The 18,384-nt window shown below is 32.8% G+C and carries 14 protein-coding genes; 3 read left to right on the forward strand and 11 right to left on the reverse strand.

Annotated elements, in window-relative coordinates; all coding sequences use genetic code 11:
* Positions 1–128 precede the first annotated feature (128 nt).
* Together HMPREF2706_RS01355 and copZ are read left to right on the forward strand one after the other, a co-directional pair.
* Complete coding sequence (locus HMPREF2706_RS01355; RefSeq protein WP_229346803.1) at positions 129–2,480, forward strand: heavy metal translocating P-type ATPase; 2,352 nt, start codon at positions 129–131, stop codon at positions 2,478–2,480.
* A gap of 87 nt (positions 2,481–2,567) precedes the next feature.
* Positions 2,568–2,774: a copper chaperone CopZ gene (copZ, locus tag HMPREF2706_RS01360; RefSeq protein ID WP_030058741.1), complete on the forward strand. Its 207-nt coding sequence runs from the start codon at positions 2,568–2,570 to the stop codon at positions 2,772–2,774.
* Between the two features lie 62 nt (positions 2,775–2,836).
* Here the strand turns inward: copZ and HMPREF2706_RS01365 are convergent, their stop codons facing one another.
* The 11 genes from HMPREF2706_RS01365 to HMPREF2706_RS01420 form a co-directional block, all read right to left on the reverse strand.
* Complete coding sequence (locus HMPREF2706_RS01365) at positions 2,837–5,116, reverse strand: CDP-glycerol glycerophosphotransferase family protein (protein ID WP_070862145.1); 2,280 nt, start codon at positions 5,114–5,116, stop codon at positions 2,837–2,839.
* Between the two features lie 66 nt (positions 5,117–5,182).
* The gene (locus HMPREF2706_RS01370) at positions 5,183–6,175 is read right to left on the reverse strand and encodes a D-lactate dehydrogenase (RefSeq protein WP_049427850.1); all 993 of its coding nucleotides are present in this window, start codon (positions 6,173–6,175) and stop codon (positions 5,183–5,185) included.
* 26 nt (positions 6,176–6,201) lie between these two features.
* Positions 6,202–7,362 (reverse strand): aminotransferase class I/II-fold pyridoxal phosphate-dependent enzyme, encoded by a 1,161-nt coding sequence (locus tag HMPREF2706_RS01375; protein WP_049427848.1) that lies wholly within the window; start codon positions 7,360–7,362, stop codon positions 6,202–6,204.
* Positions 7,363–7,612: 250 nt separating this feature from the next.
* On the reverse strand, positions 7,613–9,118 hold the full coding sequence (locus HMPREF2706_RS01385) for a phytoene desaturase family protein (protein WP_070862146.1): 1,506 nt from the start codon (positions 9,116–9,118) through the stop codon (positions 7,613–7,615).
* A gap of 12 nt (positions 9,119–9,130) precedes the next feature.
* The gene (locus HMPREF2706_RS01390; protein WP_030058728.1) at positions 9,131–9,994 is read right to left on the reverse strand and encodes a phytoene/squalene synthase family protein; all 864 of its coding nucleotides are present in this window, start codon (positions 9,992–9,994) and stop codon (positions 9,131–9,133) included.
* Between the two features lie 37 nt (positions 9,995–10,031).
* A complete protein-coding gene (locus tag HMPREF2706_RS01395) occupies positions 10,032–11,144 on the reverse strand; it encodes a glycosyltransferase family 2 protein (protein WP_030058726.1) in 1,113 nt (370 codons plus the stop codon).
* Between the two features lie 6 nt (positions 11,145–11,150).
* Positions 11,151–12,641: a phytoene desaturase family protein gene (locus tag HMPREF2706_RS01400; RefSeq protein WP_070862147.1), complete on the reverse strand. Its 1,491-nt coding sequence runs from the start codon at positions 12,639–12,641 to the stop codon at positions 11,151–11,153.
* 1 nt (position 12,642) lies between these two features.
* Positions 12,643–13,128, reverse strand: coding sequence for a glycosyl-4,4'-diaponeurosporenoate acyltransferase CrtO family protein (locus tag HMPREF2706_RS01405; protein WP_049427843.1), 486 nt, complete (start codon positions 13,126–13,128; stop codon positions 12,643–12,645).
* 190 nt (positions 13,129–13,318) lie between these two features.
* Entirely contained in the window at positions 13,319–14,020 is a 702-nt protein-coding gene (locus tag HMPREF2706_RS01410; RefSeq protein ID WP_030058720.1) for an aggregation-promoting factor C-terminal-like domain-containing protein, read from the reverse strand.
* Positions 14,021–14,464: 444 nt separating this feature from the next.
* Positions 14,465–15,871 carry a phosphate--AMP phosphotransferase gene (locus HMPREF2706_RS01415; protein WP_070862148.1) on the reverse strand — a complete coding sequence of 469 codons (1,407 nt, stop codon included), beginning with the start codon at positions 15,869–15,871 and terminating at the stop codon, positions 14,465–14,467.
* A gap of 105 nt (positions 15,872–15,976) precedes the next feature.
* On the reverse strand, positions 15,977–17,035 hold the full coding sequence (locus tag HMPREF2706_RS01420) for a PTS sugar transporter subunit IIC (RefSeq protein WP_070862149.1): 1,059 nt from the start codon (positions 17,033–17,035) through the stop codon (positions 15,977–15,979).
* Positions 17,036–17,322: 287 nt separating this feature from the next.
* Here HMPREF2706_RS01420 and HMPREF2706_RS01425 point away from each other — a divergent pair, with 287 nt between their 5' ends.
* Positions 17,323–18,333, forward strand: a complete 1,011-nt coding sequence (locus HMPREF2706_RS01425; RefSeq protein ID WP_049427840.1) for an alpha/beta hydrolase — start codon at positions 17,323–17,325, stop codon at positions 18,331–18,333.
* The last annotated feature ends 51 nt before the right edge of the window (positions 18,334–18,384 follow it).

Below are 18,384 nucleotides of genomic sequence, written 5' to 3' on the forward strand. Positions count from 1 at the left end.
TTTATTACTAAAAGTTAGAAACTATTAAATTGACTTTAATACCTATAGGGGGTATATTGAAATTAAGAAAAACGCAGAAAGAAGGTATACCTTTGTCTAATAAAACTACCACATTGGATATTACCGGAATGACATGTGCTGCGTGCTCTAACCGAATAGAGAAGAAATTAAATCGATTAGACGATGTTACAGCTCAAGTGAATCTAACAACTGAAAAGGCAACAATTGAATATAATGCCGATGAATATCAACCAGAAGCATTTGTAGAACAAATCAAGAAATTAGGTTATGATGTTGCAACTGAAAAACAAGAATTAGATATTACTGGGATGACATGTGCAGCCTGCTCGAATCGTATAGAGAAAGTTCTTAACAAAATGGACGGCGTTCAAAATGCAACAGTCAATTTGACAACTGAACAAGCATTAATTGAATTTTACCCTAGTACAACGAATACGGATCAACTTATTCAAAGAATTCATAAATTAGGTTACGATGCTAAACCAATCACAAATAATAATTTAGAAAAGTCATCTCGAAAAGAACAAGAATTAAAATTAAAACGAACTAAATTAATGATTTCAGCAATCTTATCTGCACCACTTTTACTTGTAATGCTCATTCATGTATTTCCTGTTCATTTACTAGAAACTATAATGAATCCATGGATACAACTCATTCTAGCTACACCTGTACAATTTATTATAGGTTGGCAATTTTATGTAGGTGCCTATAAGAACCTACGCAATGGTTCTGCCAACATGGATGTTTTGGTGTCTCTCGGCACAAGCGCGGCATACTTTTACAGTATTTATGAAATGATCCGATGGTTACTAAATAAAGTGAATGAACCTCACTTATATTTTGAAACAAGTGCTATTTTGATTACGCTCATTCTATTTGGGAAGTATTTAGAGGCACGTGCTAAATCTCAGACTACCAATGCATTGGGCGAATTATTAAGTTTACAAGCTAAAGAAGCTCGAGTATTAAAAGATAATCAAGAGATGATGGTTCCTCTTAATGAAGTTATAGTGGGAGATACTTTAGTAATTAAACCTGGTGAAAAGGTTCCTGTAGACGGTGAGATTATCAAAGGAAGCACCTCCATCGATGAATCCATGTTAACTGGTGAATCTATTCCAGTTGAAAAGACAATCGGAGATGCAGTAATTGGCTCTACACTAAATAAAAATGGTTCTTTGATCATAAAAGCTACTAAAGTGGGCAGTGACACTGCATTAGCAAATATTATTAAAGTCGTTGAGGAAGCACAAAGTTCTAAAGCACCAATTCAAAGATTAGCGGACATCATTTCAGGTTATTTCGTACCTGTGGTTGTTGGTATTTCATTGATTACATTTATTATTTGGATTATTTTCATTCATTTTGGTCAATTTGAACCTGCGTTGCTTGCTGCGATATCAGTACTAGTCATTGCATGTCCTTGTGCACTTGGTTTAGCAACGCCTACATCTATTATGGTAGGTACTGGTCGCGCGGCTGAAAATGGTATTTTATTCAAAGGCGGCGAATTTGTAGAACGAGCTCACCATATAGACACTATTGTATTAGATAAAACAGGTACCATCACTAATGGTAAACCAAAAGTTACAGATTATGTTGGCGATCAAGATACACTTCAGCTGTTAGCTAGTGCTGAAAATGCATCTGAACATCCTTTAGCTGAAGCCATCGTCAATTATGCTAAAGATCAAAACTTAACACTTTTAGGCAACGAAACTTTCAAAGCTGTACCTGGCCTGGGTATTGAAGCGACAATAAATGGTCATCGTATTTTAGTTGGAAACAGAAAGTTAATGCATAACTATGACATCAATATAACTCAAGAACTCAATAACAAATTAATTCAATATGAACAACATGGTCAAACTGCAATGGTAATTGCAATTGAACATGAACTGAAAGGTATTATTGCTGTTGCTGATACTGTTAAAGATACTGCAAAACAAGCCATTAATCATTTACAAAATATGAATATTGAAGTAGTCATGCTCACTGGAGACAACAAACAAACGGCACAAGCAATTGCTAAAGAAGTAGGTATAGACCGTGTTATCTCTGATGTGTTACCTGAAGAAAAAGCTGAACAAATAGCTCTATTACAAAAAGAAGGACGAAATGTTGCTATGGTTGGCGACGGTGTCAATGATGCACCTGCTTTAGTTAAAGCTGACATTGGAATTGCAATAGGTACAGGTACTGAAGTAGCTATTGAGGCTGCAGATATTACAATTCTTGGTGGTGATTTACTACTACTCCCTAAAGCTATAAAAGCTAGTAAAGCAACAATTCGCAATATACGTCAAAACTTATTTTGGGCATTTGGATACAATGTCGCAGGTATTCCTATAGCCGCTTTAGGTTTACTTGCGCCTTGGATAGCCGGAGCAGCCATGGCATTGAGTTCAGTTAGCGTAGTGACAAACGCACTGCGTCTTAAAAAGATAAAATTATAAATTCCCGATTACCATTACTTTCATTAATCGGAATAGCGTTTTAAGATTATAATATAGATGAAGATATCGATAAAGGAGTGAAGTCTTATGACTCAAGAAATAATTCAAGTAGAAGGTATGAGCTGTCAACATTGCAAAAATTCAGTTGAATCAGCATTAGCAAACTTAAACGGTGTACAATCTGCCGAAGTTAATTTAGAAGAAAATAACGTTCGTGTAGAATTTGATGATTCAAAAGTGAACATCACACAAATGAAAGATGCTATTGAAGATCAAGGCTATGATGCAAAATAGTTATTAAATATAAATGCCTCAGAAAGATAGGTAAAATCTTACTGAGGCATTTATATTTTTTATTATATTTCAAAAATCTCTTTTAATATCTTTTCGCAACTATCCGTTGAATCGTTAGTCATTAATAAGTTAATCAATCTGGAATAGTCAACACTTTCATGTTCCACGATTTGTTGAGCTAACAGCTCTTCGTTCTTACTGCCTATAGTAAAACTACCATAATCGAATATATTAAAGTAGTAGCCAGTTTCTTTTTGGTATAGCTCTTCATCTTCTTGCAATAATATAATTGGTTTATTTAAATGCGCATAATCAAAAATGGTTGACGAATAATCGGTTATAATACATTCACTGATTAAATATAACTCTTGGATATCAACTAATTCATTAAAGAAACAATGCACGCGTTCATTAATATGACTGTAGCATTTACGTAGAGCCCCTTCATTTGGGTGAAGTTTAATAATAATATCATACTCTGTAGGCAAATAATCTATTAATTTCTCGATATCTATATTAGTAATTGTTTCCCTTTCGTTTCTTCTCCATGTTGGACAGTATAAGATATATTTCTTTTTATCAGATAACTTAAATAGGTATTTAAGTTTAATTCTATTTTGTTCTTCAAGTGTATTATTTTTTAATAAATACGTATTTCTAGGCGCACCATAATTAAGGATGTTTAACTTAGGATTTTTAGAGGTTTGGAAAGCAGACTCAAATAATTTCTTATTTAAATCTGAAGAAACTAATAAATAGTCCCACTTTTTCATTCTAGGAAGAAAATTTTTCAACTGAATCATACGTTCTTTCTTGTTATTAAGATCATTAACCATTTTCTTCATAGGTAGACCGTGCCAAGTTTCTACAAAAACCTGATTTCGATGTTTATACACTTTATCAATAGCATTACCATTTATAAATATATATTTACTTCTACGAAATTTATTAACATAATCGTCACTTGAGAGTCTTGTTGGGATAAACCCATTCTCTCTTATTTCCATGTCGACTAATGCATTGACAGAACTTACGAAAATCTCTTTTTCAGGATACAGACGACGAATTGCATGTGCAATATATTTCGGATCACCACTAAATGATTTACCATGAAAACATTCTATAAATACATATTTTTTACTAGGTTTAATTTTATTTAATTTTCTAAGATAAAATGGTCTATGTATAACATGAAATACTTTTCTTATACATTGATAACATTGTCTAGCTCTTTCTTTTAAAGTAACTTCATTTTTATCCTTTTTCAACTTACTTTTTCTTGCTACTGCGAGTTTGTAATTACTATTAAACCTAACTTCCTTAGAATTAATAGCAATATCTATATTTTTTAAGTAAGTTTCGGCATAATTTTTGTAATTAAATTTTTCTTGTAGCATTTCACAGTCTTCTATTCTTTCTTTATCATTATAATTTTTTTGTGCAAATGCTAATAAAATCTCACAATCTTTTTCAATGTCTTTAGTTAAAAATTCAGTACAATGATATGATTGATAAATTTCTTTTAGAAGTCCATCATCTCCACCATATATCAATGCTCTGTTACCTTTAAAAATCGATTCAATAATAGAATAACCAAGCGTTTCATAAGGGGATGTAGAAATATAAATATAATTCTGAGGTTGGTACCCATTAATGTAGACGTATTTATTCAGATTATAGTAGTTAACCAAGTTTTTATATAATGTTTCTGATGGGCCATAACCAATAATATTGAGTCTGATATTTATCGTATTTTTATTTTTTATTATGTAATTAAATAATTTTATCGCGTACGAAATATCTTTAACTTCATCCTCAAATCGTGATTTAATTAAAAAATGTTTATGTGTATTTTTGGTAATTTTATCAATGGGAATGTGTTCAGTATTCACGTATTGGTTAAAAACATTTTTATAATTAAACCTTTTAATAAAATCCGATTTTATACTTTTAGTACTTATTCTCACACAGTCAATTGTATCTAACGAAAGATCTATATCTTCAGTAATATACTTTAGTGGTCCATGTATTTCTCCAACAATTTTTATTTTGGGGTTATATTTTTTAATTAATCTCGAATATTTAAAAAATGCTTCTCTAGTAATAATTAATAATTGAGTTTTTGCTAATTGCTTTAAGTTGTTTAAATAAAAAATATCAACTGAATTGTTCGCTAAGTCTTCCTCTTGGATTAGTAAATCTTTCTGTGCTTGATCGAATTTTTTATAATTAAAATAGTTAACTGTATGTTCATTTTTCAAAAAAGCTTTAATTAAATTGATATTACTTCTAGAAGTTCCCCCTTTGGCAAATATGTTAAAACCAAGTATAGTGATTTGCATTGTTGTTCCATCCTTTATATGTTGTTGAATCATAGTTAGTGTTATTCTTATAAAAGCTCATTTTAACTAATTCACTCTCAGACGAGTATCTCCAGTATTTATGACATCCATAGCAGCATCTAAGGCATCAACAATAAGATTCTCCACTGCTGCTTCAGTATAGAAAGCAATATGCGGTGTTATAATAATATCTTCCCTTTGTATTAATGAGTTTAATAATTCATCGTTCAAATCTTCTCCACGTCGGTCTGTTGTAAATACACCTACTTCAAGTTCATAAGTATCTAAGGCAACTCCCTTTAATCGCCCTTGGTCTAACGCCGATATCAGTGCTTGAGTATCAACTAAAGAACCTCTTGCACAATTTACGAATACCGAGCCCTTTTTGAAGTAACTAAATAAAGCCTCATTAAACAAATGATGATTATATTTTGTAGCTGGAATATGCACAGTCACAATATCCGCTTCTTCAATCGCTTCTTGCAAAGTATCTTTGTAAGTTACATACTTAGCCACATTTTCATTCGGAAATGGATCATATGCTACTACTTCACTACGATATCCTTCGGCAAATATTTGAGCTACAATACTACCTATACGTCCAGTACCAATTACAGCAACTTTTAAATCACTCACAGACTGCGATAAAATCGATGGTTCCCATCTAAAATCGTACTCTTGCATCTTATTTTGAATGCGATTTGAATAACGTACGACATTAACAGCTTGAGTAACCGCAAATTCAGCAATACTACGTGGTGAATATGACGGCACATTGGAAATAATTAGATTATATTTAGTCGCTAAGTCTAAATCATAATCATCAAATCCAGCACTTCTTTGAGCGATTTGTTTTATCCCAAATGATTCTAACTTCTTATAAATTTCTTCAGAGATAGGTAAAGTTTGAGATAATGAGAGACCGTCACTACCTGAAACTGTCTCGACATTATCTTCTGTTAGTTGCTCTCTTGATAAATCAACTTCTATATTATTACGCTTAGACCATTCTTCAATATAAGGTAAATCCTCATCTCTAACACTCATAATTTTAGTCATTCTCAATCATCCCCTCTGATTAACATTTAGCCATTATACATGTTGGCAAGGTCTGTTAATCTCTCTGTAGCTTCTTCTAGTTGCTTATCGTCTAATGCAAGAGAAATACGCACATAATGCTTGCCGTTTTTCCCAAAAGGTATACCTGGTGCTACTAAAATAGATTTCTCTTGCAATAAAAACGTTTCAAATTGTTCACTATTATACCCTTGTGGCGTACGCAACCAAGAATAGATACCACCTTTAGAATGAACAAATGGTAATTTTGCTTCTTTAAGTTTTGCTTCAAATGTGTCACGTCTTCGTCTAAATGTTTCATTTTGTTGTATCAAAAAATCATCATAATTATTTAAAGCATACGTGGCGGCATCTTGTAATGCTCCAAACATGCCAGCATTAGTATGTGTTTGATACTTTTTCAAAGCTTGAATCATGTCTTTATTTCCTACAGCAAATCCGACTCTAAATCCTGACATATTATATCCTTTGGATAAGGAAAAGATTTCGATAGCGACATCTTTACCATGTTCCGATGCAAGAATACTTGGGTTTTTATCATCAAACCCAAAGGCACTATATGCAAAGTCATGTACAATTTTAGTATCTGTATCTTTAAATCGTTGTACTGCTTCATCAAATACGGATTGTGTAGCTGTAGAACCAGTAGGATTATTAGGGTACGTTAAATAAATTAATTTAGTGTCTTTTAAAACTTGTGGATCAATTTTATTCCAATCAGGTAGATAATCTGGTGGCTCTAGTTCTAGGGGTACAGGGTTAGCATCTGCTAACATGACGCCAGCTAAATAATCAGTATATCCTGGATCTGGTAAAAGCACCGTTTCGCCAGGATTGACTACACACGTTGGTAATGCAACTAAACCATTTTTAGTGCCATATAAAATGCAAACTTCTTCGTCTTTATGAAGTGTGACACCATATTGTCGTTCATAAAAATTTACAATGGCTTCTTTAAAAGACTCTTTCCCGTGAAAAGCACCATACTTTTGATTCTCAGGAATACGTAACGCTTCAGAAAAATGGTCAATAATACCTTTAGGTGTTTCTCCATCGGGAATTCCTACCGCCATATTAATAAGCGGAAGAGATCCATGTTCAACTTTACGCCCCATTGTCTTTCCGAAATAACTATCAGGGATTGTAGCAAGTCTATTTGAAATTACCATTATAAGCCCCCTTTATTAAATCTCAATCCTCTTATTATTATCAATTTTATCAACAAGATTAATTATGTCAATATTAACAATTTTCAGATAAGTGAAGTTAATTATCTCCCTTTCCCTAATTCTAGAATAACGGTAATTATTATGAATCAGCAAAAAAATTCCCACTAAATATATAAAAAATCCATAAACGAATGATTTATTTTCAAACATTTATGGACTCTTTTTCAAATTGAATGACTCCTAATTTTCACTAAATATTATTGTCTATATCTTTCAACATTTCATTTACAGTAATTTTAGCGCTAGTTAATACAATAGGTACTCCGGCACAAGGATGTGTACTCGCTCCAGCAAAATATAAATCTTTGTAATCTCTCGAAACATTTGGAGGTCTGTAGTAGTTACTTTGGGCTAATGTCGGCATTAAACCAAATGCTGTACCAAACTTCGCATTATAATCATTTTCAAAATCGATTGGTGTATAAACAGTTTCAGATATAACATTTGATTTTACATCCTCTAATACGTCAATTGTCTCTAATTGACGATAGATAATATCTTTAACTTTCCTAATCACATTTTCATCTTTCCAATTAATATGATCTGTTTTTAATTCTGGCGTAGGCATTAAAACATAGATACCGGTTTGACCTTCAGGTGCCATACTCCGATCTCCAACTGCTGGCACATAAACGTAAATAGATGGATCTTCAGATAATGAACCGTTAAATATTTCATCTATGTTTTGTCGGAATTGTTGGGAAAAAATGACATTATGTAGCAACATCTCGCTAGTCACATCTTTATCAATACCAATATACATTAAAAATGCAGAACAAGAATAATCTAATTTTTCAATTTTACTAGGTTTATATTTTTTTACGGGTGAATGTGAAGGCATCAATTTTTCCGCTGCATAAGGAAAATCTGCTGTACATAATACTTTATCAAATCGTTGCACAAGACCATTAACCCTTACGCCATCAGCACGCTTATATTTAGGGTCGATGATGATTTCTTCTATATTAGAATTTAATTGAATATTCACATCTAAATCTTTATTTAATTTAACAAGTCCACGTGTTAATCCATACATGCCCCCCTTAATAAAGTGAACACCAAACATCATTTCTACCATAGGAATAATTGAGTATAAAGAGGGGCCGCGTTTTGGATCAATTCCTATATATAACATTTGAAATGCTAATAATTTTTGTATTCGTTCATTATCAATATAATTTTCTATTAAATTATCAGCATTGTTTAATGTTTTTAATTTCAAACCTTTAATAAGCGAATCTACATTATAGAAATCCGTAACCTTTCTATATGTTTTCTCTAAAAAATGATAGCGCGCAATTTCATATCGCTTGTAAACATCAGTTAAAAATGACATAAACCCATGTGTCGTACCTGGTTCAATACTTTCAAGCGTTTCTTGAAGTTCGGCTAAATCAGTAGGTACTCTTACTTTGTCATTTTTCCCAAAGTAAACATCATAAATATAGCGCAATTGTTCCATATCTACGTAGTCTTCAAATTTCTTACCGCTTTCTTCAAATACTGCCTTGTATACCTCGGGAATCATCACGATAGAAGGACCTTTATCAAAGGTAAAGCCATCTTTAGTGAATTGACTCATTCGACCACCTGGATACCCATTTTTTTCAAAAATTGTTACATTATTACCTTGCGAAGCAAGTCTTGCTGCCGCTGCTAATCCAGTGACGCCTGCTCCTATTACAGCAATATTCATACTACATTCCACCTATAAATGATATTTCTTTTTTATTGTTTTATACATTTTTACCTTATCTAATTTAGAAACGTAGACACGACGATGTAATGTATAGGAAGCTTTTCTCACTTCATCTAATATGCCGCGGTAAATAATTGAAGCTAATTCAATAATTGGTTGCGCTTCTTTATTGAAAACACCAAGATTTGATAGTGCAATATCATAGTCTTCTTGAGCTAGTTTCGCATGATGCTCCCATAAATCAATATATTGCTGTGACACTCCATTGTTAAAATTATTTTCAATAGAGACATCAAATCGAGACAAACTCGACTTACTGAAGTAAATTCTGTCATTCTCAAAATCTTCTCCTACGTCTCTTAAAATATTGGTTATTTGAAGTGCTTCTCCTAGTTTACGCGCGATTCGATACGTTTCTTCATTTGGTTGCTCTGCTAGTACAGGAGTTAATACTTCTCCCACTGTACCTGCTACGCCATAGCAATAGTTTAATAATTCATCATCAGTTTCAAACATCTCAAAATCCTGGTCTTCATATACAGTTTGAATGAGATTATAAAAAGATTGATATTCAATTGTGAAATTTTGAGAAACTGTATACAAAGCTTCCATAATCATTTGATTGCTTTTAAATTCGTAGTTTTCAACGTCATGATTTTTCTCGATAGTTATAATATCTTCGTGTATATTTTTAAGTATTTGAGGATTTTCATGTACGTCAATACTGTCATCTATAATTCGACATACTGCATAAATCGCCCATACTGCTTTGCGTTCATTTTCAGGTAAATAATCAAAAGCATAAGAAAAACTTTTAGAATGTTCTTTCATAATTTGATGGCAGTATTTAAAGTTTTTTTCATTCGATGTCATGGAATTCCTCCTATAATTTAATGGCCTAGTTTAAAATTCAACTTATATCAAATGTACGACCCTTCCATTTTACCTTTTTTGAAAAATGAGCGTGTCGCCATGAGTTTATAAAGATAATAATAAAGAACACAAACAAAATTGGATGAAGAATGAGCAATATTATCGAAAAAGCACCCACTCTTCTATGTAAACTTACAAATTCCCATGTATATAAAATATAAACAATTCCGGAAAATATTAACGATATCGGTTTAGCAATCCATCCAAGGAGTAAAGCCATTGTAGATGTGAGTGAGCCCATTAACCACATTACAATCGCCAACATTACTTTAGGTTCAGTTTGATTGGCTCCTACTGAAAAATGCTTTGTCCATCCTTGTATAAGTGAGCGAAGTCCTTCTTCATACATGCGAAACTTAACATATTCACTACCTTCGTATACTGTAACAGGCAAGTTAGATTGACTAAATGCCTCTCCTAATGCAAAGCCTTCTATAATAGTGTTGCGTGCGTTTTTATGACCACCTGTTTTAAAGTAATCCTCTTTATTCATTATTGTGACAGGACCAAAAGCCGTATAATTATTAAATTTACCCGCTAAACTTGAAAATCGATTCATTCCGACAATCGTCATTAAATTAAAGATAGCCGAAAGACTCTCATAAAATTTAAAAGTCTCATGGTAAGGTTGAATACTTAATAGTCCTTGATTCCCTTGCTTAGCAAATGAATTTAATATCGCCTCAATAGCATGACTATTAAAGATGACATCTGCATCAACAAACATCATTAATGGCGTTTGAACATGTTGGGCTCCTTGATAGCACGCATGAGATTTACCATACCATTGGCTATCTTCTTTAGTTTCATAAACAGTTGCTCCATAAGCTTTGGCAACCTCACTCGTCCCATCTTGAGACGCATCGTCCATAACTATAATTTCATAGATGCCATGTTGCTTAGTCAAAGATCTTAACAAGTGTGGCAACCTTTGCGCTTCATCTCTAGCTGGTATAATAACTGTTAATTCATTGCTATGAATAGTACTATGTTTCGAGCGAGATAATGTATGTCTTCTATTATATATAAATTTTCCACAAATTAATGAAATAACAGATGCTAATGATAAAAGGAGTTGTATAAGTTTCAATTCTTTCTAACTCCTTCCCGCTTCAATAGCATTAATTTTGTCTGCAACTTGCATGCCACTTAACGTTACCATTGGCATACCTCCACCTGGATTTACAGAGCCTCCCACAAAGAAGAGATTGTAAAAGTACTCACTTTGCTTAGGAAATTTAAACCCTTTATTTTTCTTCTTATCTGCGACTACACCATATATGGCCCCTCTATTTGAGCGATAATTATGTTGGATATCCTCAGGCGTCCAAATATCTTCATATATAATATGCGCTCTCAAATCAGTCAGTCCCATTCGTTCTAATTTCGTTAGTACACGTTCTTTAAACGCTGCATATTCTTCTTTTTTAAATGGTTTATCTTGAATATAGGGTATATGTGGTAAGACTTTAATATTTTCATATCCTTGTGGCGCTTGTTGTTCATCCGTTTTATTAACATTTACTAAATAGATTGTCGGATCTTGAGGTAATACCTTTTGATGGAATACTTCATCATAGTTTTTCTTAGAGTCCTTTGAGAAAAAGAAATTATGATGAGCAAGTTGAGAATAGGATTTGTCTATCCCTAAATGTAATACATAACCTGAGCTAACAGGTTCATATGTTCTTTCGAGTTGGTCAATTTTTTGTTGATTAAAATGCAATAACTCTCTATAGGTAGGGATGACCTCCATATTGGAAATTATATAATCCGCTTCAACATACTTCCCACTACTTAAACGTACGCCCGTAACGCGTTGATGATACGTTTTAATATTTTCAACAGCAACCCCCATTTGTATGTCCACGCCTTCTTCAATAGCCAATTGTTTTAGCGCTAGTGCCAATTTATGAATTCCACCTTTGACATACCATAATCCTTGTTCTTGTTGCATATGAAATAACATTGAGAGAACTGCAGGTGCATCATAGGAAGAAGAACCTACATACTTAATAAAGTAACCTAGCATATCTCTTAATTTTGGATTCGAAATATAACGGTGAATTGCTTGTTGCATTGTTGAAAAGTAATCAAAACCTCGCAATGCTTTAAAAGGTCCATGATATTTTATAATTTCTCGTAACGTATCTAAGCCAAAATTGAAATATCCCTTTTCAGTAAAACGATGTATACGCTTAGTATATTTTAAATAATTGTCGAGTTCCTTCTTATCTTCTTGACCTAACTGCAAATTATTAAGTAAAGTTGCTTCAGTATTTTCATATAGATCAATGATTTCACCATCAGGAAAGAAACTCCGCCATTGTAACGGCAATCTTTCAATTTCGATATAATCAGCCATATTTTTCCCGCTATAGTTAAAAAGACGCTCAAATATGTATGGCATGGTTAAAATAGATGGACCTAAGTCAAAGCTAAAACCCTGTTTCTCTAGACGATTCACCTTTCCACCAATATGATTATTTTGCTCAAATAATGTTACTTTATACCCACTTTGAGCCATTCGAATAGCAGCGGATATCCCTCCTAAACCACCACCAATAACTAAGATGGATTGAGTCATATTACTTACCTCGCTTTTCAATTATACGTATTAAACGTTCGATTCTTGGACGATTATATCGTTGTGCTACAATCACTGGAAGATGGCTAAACGTTACGTACGCAATGTTAATCATTTTGATGTACCGTGGAGCTTTAACAAATAGCCACACAGATAAAATGGAAATCCAATGTATCAATTCTGCACGTCTCATTTCCAATAATAAGCGACGCGTCTGTTCAATATTTACTGATAACTTGCTTTTATCATAGATATCCTTATTAATTTGAGCACCTTCAGGTATCAATCTTTTCCACTTACTTACCTTTAAAGTATGATCCCAAAGTTCACCATTTTCTTCCCATTGAAAAGATCGAAATAAACATGAATATTTTTCAAAAAATGATTTAGGGATACGTGTACCTAAATGTGCAATAGACATTTGAACGACAAACCAAAATAGACTGTGCAAAATAATAAGGCGAGTTATAGATTTAATAGCTTTCATACTTTCACAGCTTTCTATTTACAAATAAAACCTTAAATAGTTATTCGATTATATTCCCTCTCATATCAGATGCGAAACGCAAATGCCATGTTATTCTACACTACTAAAAAATTGCATAAAAAAAGAGGATGACATATTGTCATCCTCAAAGATTATAACTCGAATTGTCTTTCCAGTTATAAACTATATCTTACCACCAACCGTTAGATTGACGGAAAGAAATTGCGTTACCGATTGAACCATAACGTTCTTTAGCGTAGTTAATCATACCTTTAGTTTGGTTAGATACTGAACCGTAACCCCAAGATTGGTTAGTTTGACCTAAACCATGGTATTGACCGTTAGAAGCGTTAACGTTACCACCTGATTCAGGCATTACAATAGCGTTCCATAATTCTTCAGTACCACCAGCAGCTAAGAATTGAGCTTTAGTAGAACCACCAGTTGAAGCTGAGCTTGATGGTGCTGAGTATGAAGTTGTTGAAGTGCTGTAATTATGAGTTGAAGTAGTTGGAGCTGAAACAGCTTTAACACTTGTATTGCTTGATTGTTGGTTTGAACTTACTGATTGGTTTGAACTTTCTTGGCTGTATGAATTAGTGTAATCAGCTGATGATTGAGTAGTTGAACCAACTTGAGCATAGTTCCATGACCAGTTAGTACCATTAGAAGTGAAGTTGTATTGGAAACCATTGTTTACGAAGTGGATATCGTAAGCACCAGCTTGAACTGGTTTAGAGTTTAATTGTTCTGGGTTGTGTTGAGCTAAATCAGCTAAGTGAGCTTGATCTACGTTAGTAGTTTCAGAAGCGTGAGCTTCGTTACCTGTTAATGCATAACCTGCAATTCCTAAAGATACTGCTAATGATGAAGCGATAACTGTCTTTTTCATAATATAAAATCCTCCAAATATGTTTTAAAATTAAAATTTGTAAATTATATTCTAAGTGTTTGATTTCGTTGTGCTACATTGAAAATGTTTTTTGTTAACTTTTGACGGTATTCACTATACCACAAAAATCTCGTTTGTATATTACACGTTCCTTACAAAAAATTACAATAGAAGTTTGATTTTGTAATCTTGAAACAAAAACATTTCTCTTTGTAACATATAATTTCTTAAAAATTGTTTAAAATTACATTGGTATTTGTGGTTTTACATTAGTTTTTAGGTTGGTTTGACCCAACTTTCAAATAGTCTGTAATATTACAGATTTCATTTTTGTTACACTACCGTAATAATTCTATAATCTAATTTGACCCAACAAAAAAGTAAAAAAGATGAATTTCAAAGAAATATTCTTGAAATTCATCCTCTGATACAACTTTTTCTTATCTATAAAACGTCTTCGCATCTTTTAATAATCGTTTTGAGAACTTCGAGACGACTTGTTTTTTTATGATCTGCTTTTATCACATGCCATGGCGCTAACTTCGTATTCGTATACTTAATCATATCTTGACTGGCTTCTAAATACATATCCCATTTTTCTCTATTACGCCAATCTTCGTCTGTAATTTTCCATTGCTTATTTGGATTTTGTTCTCTATCTTTAAAACGTTGCAATTGTTCTTCTTTATCTAAGCATAAAAAGAATTTGATAATTATGGTACCTTCATCCGTCCACATTCTCTCAAACTGATTAATTTCATCATATGCGTGTTTCCATTCATGATGCTCTGCAAATCCTTCGACTCGTTCCACCAATATTCTTCCATACCAACTGCGATCAAAAATTTCGATGTGTCCTGATTTAGGCATTTTTTTAGCGAATCTCCATAAATAATGATGATTCTTTTCAACATCTGTAGGCGCACTGATTCCATTAACTTCATAACCAGTCGGATCTAACTTTTCTCTGATACGTTTAATATTCCCACCCTTACCTGCAGCATCCATACCTTCGAATACTAAAACTAAAGGGATTTTACGTTTGTACAACGCAAATTGAATTTCTCTCATACGGGTTTGTAATTCTACTATTTGATGTTGGTAATCTTTTTTCTTAATTTTAGATTCTTCAATATTAAATAACGACGTTGAGAAATGACTATTAAATTCTCCATCTATATATTCTTCATGTTTTTGGTATTTTTCAAGCGCATATTCTAATCTTTCTATTATATTTAGATACATGTTTGTTATTGCTTGTTCTCTAACCGTATAATCAATGATTTGCCAATCATTACAATTGTGTATGATACGTCTCATTTCATTTAAATAAACATCTTGGGGTATTACCTCCTCATATTCTTGAACCTTCCATCTCATCAACGGGTTACTTTTAGTTTGTTGAATATGAGCTTGACGTTTCTCTTCATTTATTTCTATAAAGAACTTAATTATTTCATAATTATCTTTCTTCAACATTGATTCGAAATTACTAATTTGTTTAAGTAATGAATCATAATTAACATATTGATGATGTTTGATATTATTTTCCTTATAATCAAGATAATGTGAATACCAGCTTCTAAAATAAATGTTGATGTCACCTTTTTGTGGCAGAGTATTCCAATATTTTTGTAAAAATTGATATCTTAAATCGTATGTTTCTGGAGATTTCGTAGCGATAAAGTTTGTATACTTCGCGTCTAATTGAAGTAATAAATCATTTGATAAACGTGTCTTACCAGACGCGGGTATCCCTTCAAAAATGATCATGACAGGTATACCTAACTCATGGGTCTTTCTACTCAACTGTGCCACTTTTAATTGTAATGTGTCGATGTGATGCGACATGATTTCACCCTCTATATTTTTATTACAATAAACATCCAATTTTACACTTTTATTTTAGCACAGAAAAAATCTCCTCAATGTATCACACATCGAAGAGACTCTACTCTATCCCATAAATTTAAATATATCATTACGATATAGATGAATTACTTTCCGTAATAATAAATCTAAAATCCAAGCAATTAAAAACGGCACTACAAAAAACGCAACTATAATCAGTAACAGACTTAACCATACTGAATCAACATGCATAAATTTAAAAGCATTAATAAGTCCTACCATACCTATAAATCCGAAGCCCGCTGATTCCTTTGTTCCACCAATACCAATGATACCTGATGCGATACCTGATAATGCTGCTGTGATAAATATTGGTACCATAATCACAGGATATTTGACCATATTAGGCATCATCATTTTTACGCCACCAAAGAAAATTGATAAAGGAATGCCTAAGCGATTCACTTGGCTCGTACCAATAAGAAGGACAGCTTCTGTAGCAGCAATACCTATTGATGCCGAACCAGCTGCAATACCTGATAGGCCAATTGCCATTGCAATTGCGACGGTTGATAATGGCGATATAATAATAAAGCTAAATACCATAGATATCAACATACTCATAAGGACAGGCTGTAATTCAGTAAAGCTATTCAACATATTTCCAATACCTGTAGTAATTAATCTCACATAAGGTAATGTAAAAATACCTATCGTTGCTGATAGGCCGCCTACAATTGTCGGAAAGACTATCAGGGCCATACTTCCTACACGTTCTTCAATTAATAATATGAATAATACTGCAATTGCAGCTGTAATCATCGTATTAATAAGGTCCCCTATACCTGCGACGATCCATACACCATTTTTAAATTGAGCTGCACCACTTCCAACATAAGAAGCACTAGCAACTACGGCAATTGCCAATGGTGTTAAATTAAATTTCATAGCAATAAGTGCACCGATAAGGGCCGGTACAGTAAATTGGATGGCTTGCACGACTCCTAGTAAAGTTTTAAAAATAGGCTGATATTGCATTAAATATTTAAAAATCTCTCCCAAAATCGCATTTGGAACGAGTCCTGCGACAATTCCAATTGCTACCCCTGATAAAACTCTAAAAATAAAATCCTTTGGTCCGTCGATATTTCTAATAGCTGACATGACTTAAACCTCCCAATGTGCTGAGTAATAATTATGTATAAAGACAAAGTCTTGATTCGCAAAGTATGATTCAAGTAAATGATTCTTAGATGCAATAACTTAGAGGGATATTTAATGATATTCATACACGCGTCTCAAGACTATGAGTAATAGTATATCACGTTTTCAGAAAATTTAGATAATTATTTTTGCTATTATCTTACAAATTTTCAAATTATGCGAAAACCGTATGATTTAATATTTACTCGAAGATATACTACAATCATTGACACAAGGGAGGTAACGTTATGTGGAAGAAAATTGTATGTTCTGTTGGGGCCACAACAGGTGCTGCTATTGTGGGCTCTTACTTATATACTAAATTAATTGAAAAACGTAGTTATAAGAGCTTTTTAAAAGAAAAATTTAATCATGTTTCACGTGGCAAACAATACTTTATTAAGCCGAAGAAGATTGATCAAATGCTTAAAATGGCTCAAATCGAAAATAGCAAACCTTTCAAAGCTACAAAATATAGATTTAATCATAGAGTGGATATACGAGAATATTATGGTACACATACGTACTATGTTAATCATCAAAATGATCCACATCAGTTAAAGATTTTATATATGCATGGTGGTTCTTGGGTCGCAGGTCCATTCAAAGAGCATTATCAAATGATGGATCAACTTGCTACTGATTACAACGCAGAAGTTATTGCACCTATATACCCTAAAGTGCCTCAAAGTGGCAAACGCGCAACATTTGATTTAATGACTCATATTTATCGTAATCTTTTAGATTCTGTGTCTTCATCCGACCATATTATCATTATGGGAGATTCTGCAGGCGGTAACATCACATTAAGCTACGCGCAGTATCTTAATGAAATTAATTTACCTCAACCAGGTCATATTATCACTATATCACCAGTGGTTGATGCCACATTTACTAATCCAGAAATACCTCATTACGAAAAGGTAGATAGTATGATTGGTAAAGAAGGACTTAAAACATTTGCTAAAATATGGGCTGAAAGTGATGAGTTAGACAATTATAAAGTATCTCCAATTAATGGAGACTTTAACAATCTCGGTCACATCACTCTTTCAGTAGGAACACATGAATTACTTTATCCTGACGTAATTAAGTTATCTCGTAAATTAAACTCTGAAGGAATTAGCCATAATTTACTTATTGGAAGTCATATGCTTCATGACTATGCGATTCAGAATATTCCAGAAGCAAAACAATTTAGAGAAAACTTAAGATATATCATCAATGACAATCGAAAAATTAAAGATAATATTATTTAAGATAAATGATTCCCTAAGAAAGATATTATTTTTACTCTTTCTTAGGGATTT

Source organism: Staphylococcus sp. HMSC067F07 (assembly GCF_001837405.1).
Classification (GTDB): domain Bacteria; phylum Bacillota; class Bacilli; order Staphylococcales; family Staphylococcaceae; genus Staphylococcus; species Staphylococcus capitis.

Bases quoted from the DNA above. Each gene is read 5' to 3' on its own strand.
- HMPREF2706_RS01355 (WP_229346803.1), top strand. From the start codon at position 129: ATGACATGTGCTGCGTGCTCTAACCGAATAGAGAAGAAATTAAATCGA.
- copZ (WP_030058741.1), top strand. From the start codon at position 2,568: ATGACTCAAGAAATAATTCAAGTAGAAGGTATGAGCTGTCAACATTGC.
- HMPREF2706_RS01365 (WP_070862145.1), bottom strand. From the start codon at position 5,116: ATGCAAATCACTATACTTGGTTTTAACATATTTGCCAAAGGGGGAACT.
- HMPREF2706_RS01370 (WP_049427850.1), bottom strand. From the start codon at position 6,175: ATGACTAAAATTATGAGTGTTAGAGATGAGGATTTACCTTATATTGAA.
- HMPREF2706_RS01375 (WP_049427848.1), bottom strand. From the start codon at position 7,362: ATGGTAATTTCAAATAGACTTGCTACAATCCCTGATAGTTATTTCGGA.
- HMPREF2706_RS01385 (WP_070862146.1), bottom strand. From the start codon at position 9,118: ATGAATATTGCTGTAATAGGAGCAGGCGTCACTGGATTAGCAGCGGCA.
- HMPREF2706_RS01390 (WP_030058728.1), bottom strand. From the start codon at position 9,994: ATGACATCGAATGAAAAAAACTTTAAATACTGCCATCAAATTATGAAA.
- HMPREF2706_RS01400 (WP_070862147.1), bottom strand. From the start codon at position 12,641: ATGACTCAATCCATCTTAGTTATTGGTGGTGGTTTAGGAGGGATATCC.
- HMPREF2706_RS01405 (WP_049427843.1), bottom strand. From the start codon at position 13,128: ATGAAAGCTATTAAATCTATAACTCGCCTTATTATTTTGCACAGTCTA.
- HMPREF2706_RS01410 (WP_030058720.1), bottom strand. From the start codon at position 14,020: ATGAAAAAGACAGTTATCGCTTCATCATTAGCAGTATCTTTAGGAATT.
- HMPREF2706_RS01415 (WP_070862148.1), bottom strand. From the start codon at position 15,871: ATGTCGCATCACATCGACACATTACAATTAAAAGTGGCACAGTTGAGT.
- HMPREF2706_RS01420 (WP_070862149.1), bottom strand. From the start codon at position 17,035: ATGTCAGCTATTAGAAATATCGACGGACCAAAGGATTTTATTTTTAGA.
- HMPREF2706_RS01425 (WP_049427840.1), top strand. From the start codon at position 17,323: ATGTGGAAGAAAATTGTATGTTCTGTTGGGGCCACAACAGGTGCTGCT.